The sequence below is a fragment of the Rhizorhapis sp. SPR117 genome, assembly GCF_021742065.1.
Genome location: NZ_JAKKIE010000173.1, coordinates 1 through 1,603 on the forward strand (window position 1 = coordinate 1; position 1,603 = coordinate 1,603).

1 protein-coding gene is annotated in these 1,603 nt (G+C 62.9%); it reads right to left on the minus strand.

Annotated elements, in window-relative coordinates:
* Positions 1–1,491 (minus strand): IS21 family transposase (istA, locus tag L3X40_RS21760; RefSeq protein WP_237367417.1); only part of this gene is annotated, 1,491 nt, incomplete at its 3' end.
* Between the last annotated feature and the right edge of the window lie 112 nt (positions 1,492–1,603).

The following is a 1,603-nucleotide window of genomic DNA, read 5'->3' on the forward strand; positions in this document are numbered from 1 at the left end:
CAGCTGGTCGTAACGGGCACAGTCGGCGATCGGGGGATGGCGCAAGGCGCTATCCTCGGAGGTGATGATCGTCAGCGGACGCGGGGGTTCCCGGCGTCTTGCCAGGATGTTGAGGATCAGGTCGTCGCTCGCCGTACCCGTCGCCAGTGCCTCACACACAGCGGCTTCGACAGGCTCCAGGCCATCGGTCAGTACGGCCGACAGTACACGGACGAACCGGCGATCGGCATCGTCGCCATTACCCAGCTTGCGGCGCAGGCGGGCAAGCGCCGGTGGCAGATCCCAGTCCTGGAAGGGGGCACCGTTCCGCAACGCGCCGGGCTTGCGAGCCAGCACCGGCAGATAATGCCAGGGGTCATAGATCGTGCGGTTGCGCCCAAAGTAGCGAGGATGTTCAGCGACAACCTCTTCGCCGCAGCGAACGACGATGCGTGTCGCATAGGCGCGGACCTGCACCGTGCGTCGTGCCACCGTCGAGAGCACCGAGTAGCGGTTGCGGTCGAAGCTGATCAGGCAGGTGCCGGTCACGGCATGCTCACTCTCATTGAAGCCGTCGAACGGTCCCAGCATCGGCTGCAGTGCAGATCGTTCCATCTCCAGCACCTGCGCCACGGTCAGCTCACCCTGTTCGGGATGGGCCTGACGTTCGGCCCAGCGCCGACACTCGGCCTCTAGCCAGCCATTAAGCTCTTCGAGACTGGCGAACCGCAACCGGGGCTGGAAGAAGCGACCCCGGATCGTCTGCACCTGGTTCTCGACCTGGCCCTTCTCCCATCCCGCCGCAGGCGAGCAGGCCGTGGGCTCGACCATATAATGGTCGGTCATGATCAGGAACCGCCGGTTGAAGACCCGTTCCTTGCCGGTGAACACGCTCGTCACCGCCGTCTTCATATTATCGTAGATGCCGCGCCCTGGCACGCCCCCGAAGAAGGCAAAGCCGCGCGCATGCGCGTCGAACAGCATCTCCTGGCTCTCGCGAGGATAGGCCCGAACATAGACCCCGCGTGACGCACACAGTCGCATATGCGCGACCTTCACCCGCATCGGCGCCCCGGCAATCTCGACATCCTCATGGCTCCAGTCGAACTGGTAGGCCTCGCCTGGCTTGAACATCAGCGGGATGAAAGCCGTGACACCATCGCCGGCATCCTTGCGCCGTTCGATCTTCCATCGTGCCGCGTAGCGCCGGACGGCATCGTAGGATCCCTCAAAACCTTCGCGCACCAGCAGATCATGGATCCGTGTCATCCGCAGCCTGTCACGCCTGCCGCGCAGCTCGTTCTCTTCCAGCAGCGTGTTCAGGCGATCCTGAAACGGACCAATCCTGGGCAGCGGCTGAACCTTGCGCTGATAATCAAAGGCGCCTTCCGCCGCTCGCACGGCTTTGCGGATTACTTTCCGCGACACATGCAGGTCCCGCGCGATCGCCTTGATCGCCTTGCCTCCGGCATACTCACGCCGGATCCGTAAAACTGTCTCCAAAACCAACATCCCGATCTCGCCGCCTGAAAATCCAGCCAGCTGCTTAAACCATCGAAATGAGGGGTCCCTTTTAGACGCCGATCACCCCGCTAACGGGGTCCTTTTTGCATGCCGATCCACA